This is a genomic window from Candidatus Pelagibacter ubique HTCC8051 (assembly GCF_000472605.1).
In the GTDB taxonomy this organism is placed as follows: domain Bacteria; phylum Pseudomonadota; class Alphaproteobacteria; order Pelagibacterales; family Pelagibacteraceae; genus Pelagibacter; species Pelagibacter communis_B.
Window position 1 is genome coordinate 242,011 of record NZ_KI421440.1, and the last position, 15,779, is coordinate 257,789.

The following is a 15,779-nucleotide window of genomic DNA, read 5'->3' on the forward strand; positions in this document are numbered from 1 at the left end:
AAATTTAGAAGTATTGAATTAGAGTAATTTTAAACTATAAATTAATCTTATGAAATATTTACACACAATGATCAGAGTTAAAGATATTAATCAATCACTAAAATTTTTTTGCGATGGATTAGGCTTGAAAGAAACAAGAAGAATGGAAAACGAAAAGGGTAGGTTCACTTTAGTTTTTCTTGCTGCTCCAAATGATGAAAAAGCAGAAATTGAACTAACATATAATTGGGATGGAGATGAACTTGGAGAAGGTTCAAGAAATTTTGGTCATCTTGCTTACAGAGTAGATAATATTTATGAAACTTGTCAAAGATTAATGGATATGGGCTATACAATTAATAGACCACCAAGAGATGGTCACATGGCATTTGTTAGATCTCCAGACAAAATTTCAATTGAAATACTTCAAGAAGGAAATTTAGAGCCGAAAGAACCTTGGGCTTCAATGGAAAATACCGGCTCTTGGTAAGTCGATGAAAAAGAAAATACAAGATATAATTAAAAAAAAAAATAAATCAAAGATTGTTAGTTTAACTGCTTATTCAAAAAATGTTGCTTCAATCTTAGATAAGTTTTGCGATATAATTCTAGTAGGAGACTCGCTTGGTTCAGTTTTATATAATTATAAATCAACAAGACAAGTAAGCCTAAAGACAATGATAGAACATTCTAAAAGTGTTAGAATGGGAATTAAAAAAAGCTTAATGGTTGTTGATATGCCACACAACACATATAGAAATTCTAAAGAAGCTCTTAAAAATGCAAAAAAAATAATTTCAAATACAAAATGTGATGCAGTTAAACTAGAAGGTGGAAAAAAAATTCATAAAATTGTTAAACTTTTAACTAAAAATAATATTCCTGTAATGGGACACTTAGGACTACTGCCTCAATCAGATAAAACATTTAAATTTAAAGGTAAAAAGATTTTGGAAAGAAATAAAATTATAAAAGATGCAGAATTATTACAATCAGCAGGAGTTTTTTCAATTGTATTAGAGTGTGTCGAAACATCATTATCTAAAATGGTTACAAAAAAAGTTAATATTCCAACTATTGGAATCGGTGCATCAAAAAATTGTGATGGACAAATTTTAGTATTTGATGATTTAATTGGACTTAATCCAATAAACGTTAGATTTGTTAAAAGATATTTTAATATTAGAAAAGAGATGACAAAAGCTGTAGCTAGCTATGCTGGAGATGTTAGAAAAAAGAAATTTCCACTTAAGAAACACTCATATTAATTAAAAATATTTAATAAATTCTTCGTTAATTTTAAGTATTTCTAAATCAACTAATCCACCAATTATTAATTGCAATCCAACTATTAAAATAAAGATTAATCCTACATACGCAATCCAGATATGTTTTTGTATGTAATTTGCCATATATGTAGCAAGAGCTCCCGTAAGAACTACCGATAAAACAAGGCCAAAAATCATAAACCCAAAATAACCCTTAGCTGCACCAACTACTCCAATTACATTATCAAAACTAATAGTAATGTCTGCAAATAATACTTTGTATATACTGTTTATATAAGATGGTGACTTAGCTTTTTTAGTTGGAGCTTTAACCTTATTTTTCATTTCAACTAAATCTTTTCTAAGATCATTAACAATCCAAATTAAAAGTAATCCTCCTAAAATTTTTATGAAGTAAAATTCAAAAAGGTAGGTAGCAAATATTGCAAAAATAACTTTAAAGACGAGAGCACCAGCAACACCCCATAAAATTATTTGTTTTCTATATTTTGGAACAAAGTTAGCGGCTATCAATCCAATTATAATAGCATTATCTGCAGCTAAGATAATATCTATGAATATAATTTGTAGTAATATTATGCCTTCTTCTATCAAGATAGTTAAATAATATTTTAAATTTTTAATATTTCAATCAAAAGAATAAAAAAAAGGCGATCAAATTAATGATCGCCTTAAATAATATTAAAACCTATCTTTGAGACCAGGTAGGCATTGGGTACTGTAATTTACATGCAGCTAGCTCAAATGGATAAACAGTACAGTATTTTCCGCCTTGAACTTGCATTAAAATACCTCTTGTTTTTTCATTTTGACCATCAGCACCAAATTTAATTCCTCTATAAGGAACAATTAGAGAGTCAGATGACATATCTAGATTAACCAATGCTTGTCTGATTTTTTCAGGGTCAGTAGATCCTGCGTTATTGATTGCATTAGCTAAAGCCATAAATCCAGTAAATGCTCTAGCAGGCACATCAGATAAATCTCTTCCACCCGAATGTGTTTTGAAAAGATCATTTACCGTTCCAATCATTGGGATAGTAGTTGCTAAGTCAGTGTTAAAAGGTGATCTAGTAATCACACCTTCAGCCTTGCTTCCCATAGTAGCTATAAACTTAGGATCTGTGTAACCAGCATTTTGAGCAACTAAAAGTTTTGGGTTATAATCAAGTTCTTTAGCTGTATTTAAAAATAAATAAGCATCAGCTGTATAAGATGAAGGCAATAACACATCTGGGTTTTTTGCTTTCAATCTTTGTACTTCAGAACTTAGAGTAGTTGTTTTTGCTTTATAACTTATTTTTTCTACAACTTTAAAACCTTGATCTTTAGCCATTTTGCTTTGAGTTCCACCACTATCTGATCCCCATAGTGTGTCTTCATGAATAATACCAAGTGTGTTTAACTTGTTGCTATTTTTTGAATTAAAATCATTCATAAATTCAAACATTAATTGAGTAAACTCACCATCATGAGGTGTAACTCTAAAGAAATATTTAAATCCTCTAGTAGTTAATTTAGGAGACGTAGACTCTCCGTTAACCCAAGGTATTCCTGCTCTTTCAGAAACCTGACTCGCTGCACCTGTTACAGATGAGTAGTAAGCTCCAAACATTGCATGAACCTTATCAGAATTAAGCATTTTTTCTGTTTCACCAACACCAACATCAGGCTTTCCACCGTGGTCACCGACAACAATAGATATTTTTCCACCACCTAAACCTTTTAAACCAGCATCTTTTGCCAGTGGCATACCTGGAATATTATGACTATTGTTAATGATATCTAAAGCAGTTTTAACAGCTGCAACAGCATCCTTACCAACTTGAGCAACAGGCCCAGTTAGCGGATAAAGTACTCCAATTTTAACATCATCTGCATAACTGATAACAGGTGCAAAAACTAATGATAAAAAAGTGAATACTGTAAGAACTAATTTTTTCATTTATTTCCCCTCGTATTTGTTTTTTAAAATAACATTTTAATACCATATGAGATTTCAATTCAATGATTTACTTTTTAAAAATCAGATAAGAATTATTATAATTAAGATATGTTTATTTAATAAATAATTGCCTATATATAGATGATTAAATACTGAAATGACTTCTGAAATTATTCTTCAAGCAATAGTTACTGGATTAATGATGGGCTTGATCTATGCATTAATTGCAGCAGGTCTAAGTTTAATTTTTGGATTGATGGAAATAGTTAATTTTGCTCATGGAGAGCACTTGATGTTATCTATGTTTTCATCTTTTTGGCTTTGGTCATTATTTGGTTTAGATCCACTTTTTTCTATTCCTATAACTATTTTATTAATGGCTTTCTGTGGTGTGATTACCCACTATTTTTTAATTAGATATATTTTAAAAGCTAAAATGTTAATTCAAATATGTGCAACTTTTGGATTGTCAATTTTCATAAGATCAATTGCACAATTATTATGGACTCCTGATTTTAGAAATGTTGATAAACCTTTATTGGAGGGTCGAATAGAATTAGGTTCAGTGTTTATTGGACAACCACAACTTTATGCGAGTGTTGTTTGTTTAGTTGCTTTTATAGGATTATATTTATTTGTTACCAAAACAGAAACTGGATTAGCTTTGCAGGCAACAGCTCAAGATAGGCACGCAGCAGAAGTTTTAGGTATTCCATCAAACAAAATGTTTGCAATTGGATGGGCAATAGGACTTGGTTGTGTAGGTGTTGCAGGGGGTATGATGGCAAATTATTTTTTTATCTTTACCGATGTGGGGATAAATTTTGCTTTATTTGCATTTGTTGCTGTTGCGCTTGGAGGATTTGGAAGCATCATAGGATGTTTGTATGCTGGAATTATAATTGGATTGGTAGAATCTCTAGGCGGATTACTCATAGATCCATCATTTAAACTTTTATATGTTTTTGTAATTTACTTATTAGTTGTAATTTATAAACCGCAAGGTTTGTTTGGTAGGTATTAATGGATAAATTGATAGCTGCAAAATCTGAACCACTTTGGAATACGAACAACAAAATTATATCCATAATTGTTGGCTTAGTTGTTCTTTTATTAGCTTTACCATTAGTTGGTTTAAATTCTTTTTATCTTCACTTATTTATAATGATTTTTATGCATGCAGTTATGGCTCAATCGTGGAATGTAATAGCAGGTTTTTCTGGCCAAATTAGTTTAGGTCATGGAGCGTTCTTTGGTATTGGCGCATATGCAACTTCATTTTTTTATATGGAGTACGGGATAACACCATGGATAAGTATATTTTTTGGAATGTTTATCTCAGGAGTTTTTGCAGTTTTAATTGGTATCCCCATGTTAAGATTAAGCGGTCATTATTTTGCAATTGCAACGTTATTAATCGGCATAAGTTTTCAAGTAGTTTTTCAAAGGTGGGACTTAGTAGGCGCTGCTTCTGGTTTATGGGTTACGATGACCCCAGAAGATTCTTGGACAGCTCTTCAATTTCATAGCAGCAAGCTTCCTTATTATTATATTTTTTTAGTTTTTTTCTTAATTTCTTTTTTTGCTGTATGGGTTTTAAGTAGGTCTAAATTAGGTTACCGACTAAGAGCAGTAAGAGATGATCCACAAGCAGCTTCAAGTTTGTGTATTAATGTTTCAAATTATAAAATTATTGCCTATGTCATTTCAGCAATGATCATGGCACCAATGGGAAGTTTGTTTGCTCAATATATTTTAATCATTGATCCTGATAGAGTTTTTAATATTGAAATATCAATTATAGTTTTATTGATCACAGTTCTGGGTGGTATAGGAAATGTTTGGGGTCCTATTGTTGGTGCTTCTATTCTTATACCAATTTCTGAATATTCGAGAATTTATTTAGGAGGAACTGGAGGCGCAGTTGATTTAATTTTATATGGATTAATTTTAATGATTATTTGTGTGTTTAGGCCTAATGGTCTCATTTCCTTCATTCCCAAAGATATTTTGGAAAGAAAAAAACAAAGATGATAATATTATCAGTAGAAAATTTAAGCAGGTCTTTTGGAGGAATAAAAGCAAATGATGATATTTCATTTAACGTAGATCAAGGAAGTATACTTGGAATTATTGGACCTAATGGTGCTGGTAAATCAACTTTATTTGATTTAATTACAGGTTACACAAAAGCTGATACTGGAAAAGTAAATTTTTTTGAAAAAAATATTTTTGGTTTAAGTCCTGACAAAATTAGCAATTTAGGAGTAGGTAGAACTTTTCAAAAACTCAAACCTTTTGCTGATCAAACCTTGCTTGAAAATGTTATGATTGGAGCTTTTGTTAAAGAGCAGAATATAAAAAAAGCTAGGGACAGGGCTCTTGAAATTATTGACTTTGTAGATTTGATTGAAAAAAGACATCATTTTGCAAAAGAGCTATCAACTGGGCAAAGAAAGAGACTAGAGATGGCAAGAGCAATGGCAATAGAACCTAAACTACTTTTAATGGATGAAGTAACAGGTGGAGTTGATCAAAAAACAATTCCTGGTTTGGTTGAACTTATAAAAAAACTTAAAAAAACTGGAGTAACCATAATTACAATTGAACATAATATTAATATAATTATGGAAATTTCTGACAATGTTTTGGCTTTGGATCAAGGTAAAAGAATTGCTTTTGGAACTCCAAAGGAGATCCAAAAAAATAAAGAAGTAATAGATTCTTACTTAGGAACTTTCGATGCTGCTTGATATAAAAAATATTGATGTTTTGTATGATGATTTTCAAGTTATTTGGGACGTTTCAATTAAAGTAAATAAAGCTGAAATGGTTGCTCTACTTGGTCCAAATGGCTCTGGTAAGAGCACTATATTAAATACTATCAGTAATTTAGTTGAGCACAGAAACGGCACAATTAATTTCGAAAATCATTTAATTTCTAACATACCAACATATAAAAGAACCGAGCTGGGTATCTCGCATGTACTTGAAAGAAGAAGAGTTTTTCCACACTTAACAGTAAAGCAAAATTTATTACTTGGTGCTTGGCACCCAAAAGCAAAAGATGAATTATTTAATTCTTTAGAAAAAATATATAAAATTTTTCCAAAATTAGAGACACGGTCAAATCAACTCGCCAAAACTATGTCAGGGGGTGAGCAACAAATGCTTGCAATTGCAAGAGGTATGATGGGTTTACCAAAACTATTAATGGTTGATGAACCTTTTTTGGGTTTATCACCTATGGTTATGAAAGATTTAATAAAGATATTTAAAAATATTGTTAAAGAAGGAATTTCAATTCTCTTTGTAGAACAAAATGTGAGACTTGCACTTAGTATGGCTGATAGAGGCTATGTATTGGAAAGTGGAAGATTAGTTATCGGTGGAAAATCAAAAGATCTTATTGATAATGATAAAGTAACAAAAATTTTCTTAGGAAATTAATTACAGTGCAGCCAAATCGTTATTTAACTTATCAGTGATAAGCATTTTTCCAGGACTATGAGTGATACAAAAATCAGGTTTTGAATTTTCCAAAACTGATTGAGGTGTTACCCCACAAGCCCAGAAAACTGGAATTTCATCATTCTTTATCGTTCTTGGTGGATCTCCATATTCTGGTTTCATAATATCTTTTATACCTATCTTGTCTGGATCACCTAAATGTATGGGTGCGCCATGCACTGCTGGAAATCTAGAACTGATTTGTATTGATCTAATTGCATCTTTTGAATTCAGAGGTCTCATTGATACTACAAGTTTTCCAGAAAATTGTCCCGCTGGTTCGCAATCAATTGATGTTCGATACATTGGTACAATAGTATTATTTTCAATATGTTGTATGGGTATTCCTGCTTCAATTAATGGTAGCTCAAAAGACATAGAGCAACCTAAAACGAAGGTTGTTAAATCTTCATTCCAATATTTTTTAATATCATAAGGTTCATCAATCAGTTTTCCTTTTTCCCAAATTCTGTATTGAGGAACATCAGTTCTAATATCTATATCGCCCAAATCTTTTAATGAGGGATCCCCTTTAGTCCCAAAACCAATCAATGGACAAGGCTTTGGATTTTTTTGACAAAAAGATGCAAAATCCATTGCATACTTACTTGGGAGAATACAAAGATTTCCCTGAACATATTTATTTGCAGATCCTGCTGTCTGTTCTGTGTATTTATTATCTCTTATTACTTTTCTTGCTTCAATTGGATCTTGGATATCAAGCATAAAGATTAGTATTTAGATTTTTTAGTACCCTCAATAATTTCTTTTAATTCAGTATATTCATCACAATTGCAGCTTTCTAATATTTTTAATCTTTCTTTTGCTAAATCTAGTCTATTAGTCACTACATACAGCTCACCTAAATATTCGTTAATTCCAACATGATTTGGATTAATTTCTAAACCTAAAAGATAATATTTTTCACCGTTTTCATAATCTCCTAGTTTTCTAGTTGTGAAACCAAGATAGTTTAAGGTATCAGCTTGAAGTGGTTTTTTATCATTTGATTTGATTAGTAAATTTTTAGCTTTTTCATATCTTTTTTTTGCCTTTTCTAATTTACCTTTCTTTTCATATTTTTTAGCAGTTTTAATTAATGATACTGCTTTGTCATAATTTGATTTTACTTTACTTGAACTATCATCGCTTGAACCTGCAGAATAAGAGTTTGTTGAGAGTAAAGTTAAAATTGAAAAAGTTAATAAAATTTTTTTTATCATTACAAGAATTTCTCCATTAAATTTAAAGGTTTTAATTTAAGTCCATTATCTAGTAAATTATTTTTAATAGATTTAGCTGTAGCTAATGAACTTTCATTATCTCCATGTATGCATACTGAGTCAATTTCACAAGGTATCTGTTTTCCACTGTGACAATTAAGTGACTGATTTTTAACCATATTTAACACATGTTTTTTAGCTTCTTCTGGATCAGTAATTAAAGCATGTGGTTTTTTTCTTGAAACTAAATTTCCATCATCCTCATAATTTCTATCTGCAAAAATTTCACATGCAATTTTCATATTAAGTTTTTTTGCAGCCTCTTCCATTTTTGATCCTGTTGGAACCAGATAAATCAAATCTTTACTGATTTCATTTATCGCATTGGCTAGAGTTGTTGCTAACTCAATATCTTCGCAGGCCATATTATTTAATGCTCCGTGTGGCTTTATATGAGTTACATTTTGACCATGTTGAATAGAAATTTTTTGTAAAATATCATATTGATCATAAATTAATTTTTTAATTTCAGAACTATTTAGGTTCATTCTTTCTCTTCCAAAATTTTCAGGATCATTAAACGATGGATGCGCACCTATACTTACACCATTTTTTTTTGATATTTGAACTACATCGTGCATAGTAGAAACATCACCAGCGTGATATCCACAAGCAACATTAGCTGAATTTACTATTTCAAGTAAATCTGGATCATACTTATTAGAATGATGTTTAGATTTTTCACCTAAATCACAATTTATATTAATTTCCATAGTCTCCATTGTTGAAGTATAACATGGCATGATAAAAAATATATTAAATCTTGGTGACGCAGCTCTTTACTGTGATTTTGGAACTGAGGTTAATAAAAAGATTAACTCTGAAGTAATTAAATATTTTAACACTATCAAGGAAATAAATATTGAAGGAATTAACAATCTTACACCTTCATATAATAAATTGATTATTTCATATGATCTTAAAGTAACAAATTATAAAGAAATTAAAGACAAAATTGAAAAACTTGATGTGGCTGAGGCACAAAAGATAAATAACAAAAATATTGAAATTCCTGTGTGTTGCGATCCTTCATTTTCCTTGGACATGACAAGAGTAGAAAATAAATTAAATTTAACTAAAGACAAAATTTTAGAGAATTTTTTCAATAAAGAATTTTTTTGTTACATGACAGGATTTATTGCTGGCATGCCTTTTTTAGGTGATTTAGATGAAAACATGAGGGTACAACGTTTAGAAACTCCTAGAGTAAAAGTACCAAAGGGATCTGTTGGTATAACCGAACAGTTTGCTGATATTTACACATTTGAAAGCCCAGGGGGATGGAATATAATAGGTAATACACCTATTGAAGTTTTTGATAGCTCAAAAGAAATAAATCCAAATTTAATAAATCCAGGTGACACAGTCAAATTTAAACAAATAACACTAGAGGAATATAAAAATTATAATGAGTAAGAATTATTTTGAAATCATCAGAGCTGGTGTAAATACAACTTTTCAAGATAAAGGTAGAAATAATTTATATCATATAGGTATTCCATTCAGTGGCGCTATGGACAATAGAAATTACTTATTAGCTAACAAGCTAGTAGGGAATAAACTAGATTTACCAGTGATTGAGTTTGCTTATCAGGGTCCATTATTAAGATTTTACGGTGATAAAATAAATATTGTTATTACTGGAGATGTGATCTTTAAAATAAAGCAAAGAAGTAGGGAAATTGATGGAAATTGTTATGAAACTTATCAGCTAGAAAATGAGGATGAGATAAATATTCTTTCAACAAATAAATCCGTTTATGGTTACTTAGCAATTTCAGGCAAATTTGATTTAAAATTACAATGGGACAGTTGTTCAATTAATACAAAAGCTAATATTGGTTCTAACGGTGGTAAAAAATTAGAAAATGAACAGAAAATTAAAATTTCTGAGGTTAATGAAAATTTAAATAACAAGAAAATTAATTACCTAAATTCAAAAATAGAAAATATTAGAATAATGAAGGGAACTAATTTTGATTATTTTTCAGAGAAAGGAAAAAAGGATTTCCTGGAAAAAGAATTTACGGTTTCAAAACTGTCTGACAGAATGGGTATGAGATTAGAAGGTCCAGAAATAGAAAACATCGTAAATACAAATATTAAATCTGAAGGTCTATTGAAGGGAGTTATACAGGTTCCAGCTGATGGTAATCCTATTATAATGCTATCAGATCATGGAACAATTGGTGGATATCCAAAAATTGCAGTTGTCGCTAGTGTTGATTATGACAGGTTAGTTCAAATATCACCTGGATCTAAAATAAAGTTTAAAGAGATTGAATTATCTGATGCGGAAACTTTATTTAAGTTGTATGAGATGGAAACTCAGAATTTACTTTCACAAATTTAATGAACATAATTACAAAACTTCCAGGACCTTTACTAGTATTTCTTGGCGCTTGTAGTTTAAGTTTTGGTGGGTTAATTGTAAAATCTTTTGAGGGAGCAACCTTATGGCAAATATTATTTTGGAGATCCTTATTTTTTTCATTAACAGTCTTAGCTTTTTTAATCATTAGCTATAGAAAAAAAACATTTAAAGCTTTTAAAGATTCAGGAATTCCTGGCTTTATAGGTGGAATTATTTTATCTTTCGGTTTTTGTAGTTATGTTTTTGCAATGTATAACACAACAGTTGCCAACACTAATTTTATTATATCTCTTCAAATTTTATTTCTAGCTGTATTTGGATTTTTTTTTTTAAAAGAAAAAATTTCAGCAATTACTTTAACTTCAATTATACTTGCAATGACTGGGGTTTTGTTAATGGTTGGCAACTCCTTAACGCCAGGTGAATTATCTGGAAATTTAGCAGCATTTACAATGCCAATTACTTTTGCAATTTTGATAATGATTGTTAGAAAATTTCCAACAGTTGATATGGTTCCTGCCCAATTTGTTGCTGGAATATGTTCTTGTTTAGTTGGTTATCTTTTATCAACAAAGATTATGATTTCACCTCATGATATATTTTTAGGTTTTTTAGCTGGTTGTTTTCAAGTTGGTTTAGGTTTTATTTTTATTACCACAGGTGCAAGAACAACACCTTCTGCCATGGTTGGAATTATTATGTTATCAGAGTCTGTACTTGGGCCTATTTGGGCTTTTGTATTTGTTAGCGAAAGACCGTCAATGTACGGATTAATTGGTGGAGCAATAATTCTTTTTGCTGTATTAATACAGTTTTATTCAATGTTAGTTAAGAATAAAAAAAGTATTTCTCATTGACCATTCTTAAATAATTGATAGGTTATGTTTTAACGGGAGAGACTACAAATTTTGTAGCACCGAAGGAGCAACTACCCAGGAAACTCTCAGGTAAAAAGGACCGTAACATATTAACTCTGGAAAGAGATTAAGTTCTCGCCGAAGGAGCAAAACTCTCAGGCAAATATACAGATGGGTACAAAGAGTTAGTATGGAAATAAAAAAAACATCATTAAATAAACTTCACCAAGATAATAAAGCAAAGTTTGTAGAGTTTGCTGGTTATGAAATGCCAATTCAATACAGCTCAGGAATCATTGAAGAACATAAATTTACAAGAGCAAATTCAGGAATTTTTGATGTATCACATATGGGACAACTATTTATTTATGGTGACGATAATTTGACAAATGATTTAGAAAAAATTTTTCCACTTGATCTTAAAAATTTAAAATTGAATTCATCTAAATATAGTTTTTTAATGAATGATAAAGCTGGCGTTCATGATGACTTGATTATCACTAAATTAGAAGATGGTTTCCTAATAATTTTGAATGCTGCGTGTAAAGACAATGATTTCAAAATTTTGTCTAGCTTACTAAAAGATAAATATAAAATGGTTTTGGATGATCAAAGATCATTAATAGCTATACAAGGACCTAAATCTGTTGAAATTTTAAATAAAATTTTAAAAACAGTTGCTGATCTGAACTTTATGTCTGGTAATTGGTTTACATATAAAGATCAAAAATTATACGTAACAAGATCTGGTTACACTGGAGAAGATGGATTTGAAATCTCAATATCTAATGATTTAGCTGAAATATTTACAAAAGAATTATTAGATAATGGTTCTAAAATGATTGGCCTTGGTGCAAGAGATACATTGAGACTTGAAGCTGGTCTTTGCTTGTATGGCCACGAACTTAGTACTGAAACTACTCCTATCGAGGCAAATCTCAAGTGGGCAATTTCTAAGGAAAGACTGAATAATGGTGGTTTTATTGGCTCTGACAATGTTATTAACCAAATTAGAAAGGGTGCTAAAAAAATTCGCATTGGTATCAAACCAGAGGGAAGACTAATAGCTAGAGAAAAGACTAAAATTTTTAATGAAAACGAACAGATGATTGGAGAAGTAACGAGTGGCACGTTTGGACCAAGCGTTAATGGACCAATAGCGATGGGTTTTGTTGATCAAGAGTTTTCAAAAAAAGAAACAAAAATTTTGCTGGAAGTAAGAGGAAAAAAATATCCTGCAAATATTTGTGGATTACCATTTTATAAAAAAAGTTATGTGAAAGGAGTAAACTAATGAGCGAAGTTAAATATTCTAAAGAACATGAGTGGATTAAAGTAGAGGGCGATGTTGGAACAATAGGTATCACACAACATGCAACTGAGATGCTTGGAGATATAGTTTTTGTTGAATTGCCAGAAGTGGGTTCATCTGTTGAAAAAGATGGTAATGCAGGAGTTGTAGAGTCTACTAAGGCTGCAAGTGATGTTTATACACCTATATCAGGTGAAGTAATGGAAAATAATCAAGCGATTGTTGATGATCCTGGAAAGATAAATTCAGATCCAGAAAATGAAGCTTGGTTCTTTAAATTAAAAATAAAAGATAGTAATGAATTAGATAGTTTAATGAATAAAGAAGAGTACGACAAATTTGCAAAGGAGAGTGGAAATTAAAATGCTTAAAAGTTCTCAAAAAGATTTTATTAAAAGACACATTGGTCCATCAATGGCAGATCAACAAAAAATGCTAAATGAGCTTGGTTTTGATAGTTTAGATGACTTAATTTCTAAAACTGTTCCTGAAAAAATCTTACTTAAAGAAGATCTTGGGATTGGTGAACCAAATTCTGAATATGAAGCTTTGAGAAAGTTAAAAGTTATTTCTAAACAAAATAGAATTTATTCAAATTTTATTGGTATGGGGTATTATGGTACTTACACTCCTTACGTAATTTTAAGAAATATTTTAGAGAATCCTGGATGGTATACTTCTTACACTCCATATCAGCCAGAGGTTGCTCAAGGCAGACTTGAAATGTTGTTAAATTTTCAACAAATGATAATTGATTTTACAGGTTTAGATATTGCAAATGCTTCTTTATTAGATGAAGGAACAGCAGCAGCTGAAGCTGTTGGTTTGAGTTACAGAATTTGTAAAAATGACTCTAATATTGTTTTTGTATCGAAAGATTGTCATCCGCAAACTATTGATGTCATAAAAACTAGAGCAGAGCCTTTAGGTTTAACTGTTATGGTAGGTGATGAGACAACAGATATTAAAGATGACATTGTATGTGGAATATTACAGTATCCTGGAACTCTTGGAGATATTAAAGATCCAAGCGAGGCTATAAGCAAAATTCACAAAAATAATGGAAAAGCTGTATTGGTTTGTGATTTATTAGCTTTAGCTAAGCTGAAGACACCAGCTGAATTAGGAGCGGATATTGCCGTTGGAAGTTCACAAAGATTTGGAATTCCGATGGGATATGGAGGTCCACACGCTGGCTTCTTTGCAACTAAAGATGAATATAAAAGATCTATGCCAGGTCGAATTATTGGTGTTTCTGTAGACAGACATGGAAACAAAGCATACAGACTTTCACTTCAAACAAGAGAACAGCATATAAGAAGAGATAAAGCGACAAGTAACATTTGTACAGCTCAAGCTTTACTTGCAATTGTATCTGCTGCATATGCAATTTATCATGGACCTGATGGTTTAAAAAAAATTGCAGAAAATACATCTCAATTAGCTAAAAATTTTGCAGATAAAATCAAACAATCTGGTTATGAATTATATTCGGACCATTTCTTTGATACTGTAACAATTAAAACTTTAGATAAAACAGATTCAATTTTTAGAAACGCACTACGACAAAATGTAAATATAAGAAAAGTTAATTCTGAAATGCTTTCGGTTGCATTTGATGAGAGAAAAAATGTTTATAGAGCTAATCAGTTATTAAAAATTTTTAATTGTTCAGAAGCGATTAAGGAAAATTTAAATGAAAATCTAAGTAATTTACCTAAAAATTTATTAAGAACATCAGAGTATTTAACTCATCCTGTTTTCAATAGTTATCATTCTGAAACAGATATGCTTAGATATCTTAAAAAGTTAGAAGACGCCGATATAGCTCTTAATAGATCTATGATAGCTTTAGGTTCTTGCACAATGAAGTTAAATGCAGTTGCAGAAATGATTCCAGTTACATGGAGAGAGTTTTCCGAACCACATCCTTTTGCTCCAGTAGAACAAATGGAGGGATACAGAACATTGTTTACTGACTTAAAAAATTGGCTTAGATCAATCACTGGGTTTTCAGGAGTGTCTTTGCAACCAAATGCTGGTGCCCAAGGAGAGTTTGCAGGCTTGATGGTTATCAAAAAATTTCATGAAAATAATGGAGATAAGAATAGAAATGTTTGTCTAATACCAAGCTCTGCACATGGAACAAACCCGGCTAGTGCACAAATGGTTGGAATGAAAGTGGTAGTTATAAAATGTGATGAACATGGAAATGTTGATATTGAAGATTTGAAAGAAAAAGCAAAAACTCATTCAGAAAATCTTGCAGCATTAATGGTTACATATCCATCTACTCATGGTGTTTTTGAAGAAAAAATTTCTGAAATATGTGAGCTCATTCATGAAAATGGTGGGCAAGTTTACATGGATGGTGCTAATTTAAATGCACTTGTTGGAATTGCAAAACCAGGAAGGTTTGGTCCCGATGTTTGTCATATAAATTTACACAAAACATTTTGTATTCCACATGGTGGTGGAGGACCAGGTATGGGACCTATCGCATGTAAGAGACATTTAGAAGTTTATTTACCAAATCATTCAGTAATAAAAGATTGTGGACCTGTAACAGGTATGGGTGCAGTTTCTGCAGCACCATGGGGAAGCTCTAGTATTTTATCTATATCTTGGATGTATATAAAAATGATGGGTTCAGAGGGACTTAAAAAAGCGTCACAAGTAGCCATTTTAAATGCAAATTATGTTGCTCACAAATTAAAAGATGCGTTCCCAATATTGTACAAAGGTAAAAACGGGAATGTGGCTCATGAATGCATTATTGATATTAGAAAAATTAAATCAGAAACAGGTATTACTGAAGAAGATATAGCAAAGAGATTAATTGATTTTGGTTTTCATGCTCCAACTATGTCATGGCCGGTAGCAGGAACTATGATGATTGAACCAACGGAGAGCGAAGGCTTACAAGAAATCGACAGGTTCTGTAATACTTTAAAAAAAATTAAAGAAGAAATTGATAAAGTAAAATCAGGAGAATACGATAAAGTTGACAATCCAATTAAAAACTCACCTCATACTCATGTTGAGCTTATTGCCAACACGTGGGAACATAAGTATGAAAGAGAGGAAGCAGCTTACCCATCAGAGTTTTTAAGACAGATTAAGTACTGGCCACCTGTTGCGAGAGTTGATAATGTCTATGGAGATAAAAACCTTGTATGTTCATGTCCATCAATAGATGAATATAAAGATACTGCTGCATAGAATAATTT

The 15,779-nt window shown here is 31.0% G+C and carries 17 protein-coding genes and 1 riboswitch; of the genes, 12 read left to right on the forward strand and 5 right to left on the reverse strand.

Annotated elements, in window-relative coordinates; all coding sequences use genetic code 11:
- The first annotated feature begins 49 nt into the window (after positions 1 to 49).
- The gene (locus F754_RS0101255) at positions 50 to 469 is read left to right on the forward strand and encodes a VOC family protein (protein WP_023648103.1); all 420 of its coding nucleotides are present in this window, start codon (positions 50 to 52) and stop codon (positions 467 to 469) included.
- A 4-nt stretch (positions 470 to 473) separates the two neighbouring features.
- Positions 474 to 1,247, forward strand: a complete 774-nt coding sequence (panB, locus tag F754_RS0101260) for a 3-methyl-2-oxobutanoate hydroxymethyltransferase (RefSeq protein WP_023648104.1) — start codon at positions 474 to 476, stop codon at positions 1,245 to 1,247.
- Here the strand turns inward: panB and F754_RS0101265 are convergent, their stop codons facing one another.
- Together F754_RS0101265 and F754_RS0101270 are read right to left on the reverse strand one after the other, a co-directional pair.
- The gene (locus tag F754_RS0101265) at positions 1,248 to 1,862 is read right to left on the reverse strand and encodes a YjbE family putative metal transport protein (RefSeq protein ID WP_023648105.1); all 615 of its coding nucleotides are present in this window, start codon (positions 1,860 to 1,862) and stop codon (positions 1,248 to 1,250) included.
- A 94-nt stretch (positions 1,863 to 1,956) separates the two neighbouring features.
- Entirely contained in the window at positions 1,957 to 3,213 is a 1,257-nt protein-coding gene (locus F754_RS0101270; protein ID WP_023648106.1) for an ABC transporter substrate-binding protein, read from the reverse strand.
- Positions 3,214 to 3,370: 157 nt separating this feature from the next.
- Between F754_RS0101270 and F754_RS0101275 the strand changes: the two genes are divergently transcribed.
- The 4 genes from F754_RS0101275 to F754_RS0101290 are packed head-to-tail and all read left to right on the forward strand — an operon-like array spanning position 3,371 to position 6,663.
- Positions 3,371 to 4,237 carry a branched-chain amino acid ABC transporter permease gene (locus F754_RS0101275; RefSeq protein ID WP_023648107.1) on the forward strand — a complete coding sequence of 289 codons (867 nt, stop codon included), beginning with the start codon at positions 3,371 to 3,373 and terminating at the stop codon, positions 4,235 to 4,237.
- The gene (locus F754_RS0101280) at positions 4,237 to 5,247 is read left to right on the forward strand and encodes a branched-chain amino acid ABC transporter permease (RefSeq protein ID WP_023648108.1); all 1,011 of its coding nucleotides are present in this window, start codon (positions 4,237 to 4,239) and stop codon (positions 5,245 to 5,247) included. The genes F754_RS0101275 and F754_RS0101280 overlap by 1 nt, the downstream gene beginning before the upstream one ends.
- On the forward strand, positions 5,244 to 5,966 hold the full coding sequence (locus tag F754_RS0101285) for an ABC transporter ATP-binding protein (protein ID WP_023648109.1): 723 nt from the start codon (positions 5,244 to 5,246) through the stop codon (positions 5,964 to 5,966). The genes F754_RS0101280 and F754_RS0101285 overlap by 4 nt, the downstream gene beginning before the upstream one ends.
- A complete protein-coding gene (locus tag F754_RS0101290; RefSeq protein WP_051332829.1) occupies positions 5,956 to 6,663 on the forward strand; it encodes an ABC transporter ATP-binding protein in 708 nt (235 codons plus the stop codon). Before F754_RS0101285 ends, F754_RS0101290 begins: the two co-directional genes overlap by 11 nt.
- Here the strand turns inward: F754_RS0101290 and F754_RS0101295 are convergent, their stop codons facing one another.
- Genes F754_RS0101295 through F754_RS0101305 form a run of 3 tightly spaced genes read right to left on the reverse strand, consistent with a single transcriptional unit; the run spans position 6,664 to position 8,719 of the window.
- On the reverse strand, positions 6,664 to 7,449 hold the full coding sequence (locus F754_RS0101295; RefSeq protein ID WP_023648111.1) for a putative hydro-lyase: 786 nt from the start codon (positions 7,447 to 7,449) through the stop codon (positions 6,664 to 6,666).
- A 5-nt stretch (positions 7,450 to 7,454) separates the two neighbouring features.
- Positions 7,455 to 7,943: a hypothetical protein gene (locus F754_RS0101300; protein ID WP_023648112.1), complete on the reverse strand. Its 489-nt coding sequence runs from the start codon at positions 7,941 to 7,943 to the stop codon at positions 7,455 to 7,457.
- 2 nt (positions 7,944 to 7,945) lie between these two features.
- Positions 7,946 to 8,719: a LamB/YcsF family protein gene (locus F754_RS0101305; protein ID WP_023648113.1), complete on the reverse strand. Its 774-nt coding sequence runs from the start codon at positions 8,717 to 8,719 to the stop codon at positions 7,946 to 7,948.
- A gap of 28 nt (positions 8,720 to 8,747) precedes the next feature.
- Here F754_RS0101305 and F754_RS0101310 point away from each other — a divergent pair, with 28 nt between their 5' ends.
- The 6 genes from F754_RS0101310 to gcvP all read left to right on the forward strand — a co-directional run bounded on the left by F754_RS0101310 (position 8,748) and on the right by gcvP (position 15,771).
- A complete protein-coding gene (locus tag F754_RS0101310; RefSeq protein WP_023648114.1) occupies positions 8,748 to 9,422 on the forward strand; it encodes an allophanate hydrolase subunit 1 in 675 nt (224 codons plus the stop codon).
- Positions 9,415 to 10,359, forward strand: coding sequence for a biotin-dependent carboxyltransferase family protein (locus tag F754_RS0101315; RefSeq protein ID WP_023648115.1), 945 nt, complete (start codon positions 9,415 to 9,417; stop codon positions 10,357 to 10,359). Before F754_RS0101310 ends, F754_RS0101315 begins: the two co-directional genes overlap by 8 nt.
- Positions 10,359 to 11,237: a DMT family transporter gene (locus F754_RS0101320; RefSeq protein ID WP_023648116.1), complete on the forward strand. Its 879-nt coding sequence runs from the start codon at positions 10,359 to 10,361 to the stop codon at positions 11,235 to 11,237. Before F754_RS0101315 ends, F754_RS0101320 begins: the two co-directional genes overlap by 1 nt.
- A 23-nt stretch (positions 11,238 to 11,260) precedes the next feature.
- Positions 11,261 to 11,350: riboswitch (glycine riboswitch) on the forward strand.
- Positions 11,351 to 11,427: 77 nt separating this feature from the next.
- The gene (gcvT, locus tag F754_RS0101325; protein WP_023648117.1) at positions 11,428 to 12,531 is read left to right on the forward strand and encodes a glycine cleavage system aminomethyltransferase GcvT; all 1,104 of its coding nucleotides are present in this window, start codon (positions 11,428 to 11,430) and stop codon (positions 12,529 to 12,531) included.
- A complete protein-coding gene (gcvH, locus tag F754_RS0101330) occupies positions 12,531 to 12,911 on the forward strand; it encodes a glycine cleavage system protein GcvH (RefSeq protein WP_023648118.1) in 381 nt (126 codons plus the stop codon). The genes gcvT and gcvH overlap by 1 nt, the downstream gene beginning before the upstream one ends.
- 1 nt (position 12,912) lies before the next feature.
- The gene (gcvP, locus tag F754_RS0101335; RefSeq protein ID WP_023648119.1) at positions 12,913 to 15,771 is read left to right on the forward strand and encodes an aminomethyl-transferring glycine dehydrogenase; all 2,859 of its coding nucleotides are present in this window, start codon (positions 12,913 to 12,915) and stop codon (positions 15,769 to 15,771) included.
- Positions 15,772 to 15,779: the final 8 nt, after the last annotated feature.

What these genes read in the sequence shown, in the direction of transcription:
- F754_RS0101295 (WP_023648111.1), bottom strand. Translation starts at nt 7,449, where the DNA reads ATGCTTGATATCCAAGATCCAATTGAAGCAAGAAAAGTAATAAGAGAT.
- F754_RS0101310 (WP_023648114.1), top strand. Translation starts at nt 8,748, where the DNA reads ATGATAAAAAATATATTAAATCTTGGTGACGCAGCTCTTTACTGTGAT.
- F754_RS0101285 (WP_023648109.1), top strand. Translation starts at nt 5,244, where the DNA reads ATGATAATATTATCAGTAGAAAATTTAAGCAGGTCTTTTGGAGGAATA.
- panB (WP_023648104.1), top strand. Translation starts at nt 474, where the DNA reads ATGAAAAAGAAAATACAAGATATAATTAAAAAAAAAAATAAATCAAAG.
- F754_RS0101320 (WP_023648116.1), top strand. Translation starts at nt 10,359, where the DNA reads ATGAACATAATTACAAAACTTCCAGGACCTTTACTAGTATTTCTTGGC.
- gcvP (WP_023648119.1), top strand. Translation starts at nt 12,913, where the DNA reads ATGCTTAAAAGTTCTCAAAAAGATTTTATTAAAAGACACATTGGTCCA.
- F754_RS0101305 (WP_023648113.1), bottom strand. Translation starts at nt 8,719, where the DNA reads ATGGAAATTAATATAAATTGTGATTTAGGTGAAAAATCTAAACATCAT.
- F754_RS0101275 (WP_023648107.1), top strand. Translation starts at nt 3,371, where the DNA reads ATGACTTCTGAAATTATTCTTCAAGCAATAGTTACTGGATTAATGATG.
- F754_RS0101270 (WP_023648106.1), bottom strand. Translation starts at nt 3,213, where the DNA reads ATGAAAAAATTAGTTCTTACAGTATTCACTTTTTTATCATTAGTTTTT.
- F754_RS0101280 (WP_023648108.1), top strand. Translation starts at nt 4,237, where the DNA reads ATGGATAAATTGATAGCTGCAAAATCTGAACCACTTTGGAATACGAAC.
- gcvH (WP_023648118.1), top strand. Translation starts at nt 12,531, where the DNA reads ATGAGCGAAGTTAAATATTCTAAAGAACATGAGTGGATTAAAGTAGAG.
- F754_RS0101290 (WP_051332829.1), top strand. Translation starts at nt 5,956, where the DNA reads ATGCTGCTTGATATAAAAAATATTGATGTTTTGTATGATGATTTTCAA.
- F754_RS0101255 (WP_023648103.1), top strand. Translation starts at nt 50, where the DNA reads ATGAAATATTTACACACAATGATCAGAGTTAAAGATATTAATCAATCA.
- gcvT (WP_023648117.1), top strand. Translation starts at nt 11,428, where the DNA reads ATGGAAATAAAAAAAACATCATTAAATAAACTTCACCAAGATAATAAA.
- F754_RS0101315 (WP_023648115.1), top strand. Translation starts at nt 9,415, where the DNA reads ATGAGTAAGAATTATTTTGAAATCATCAGAGCTGGTGTAAATACAACT.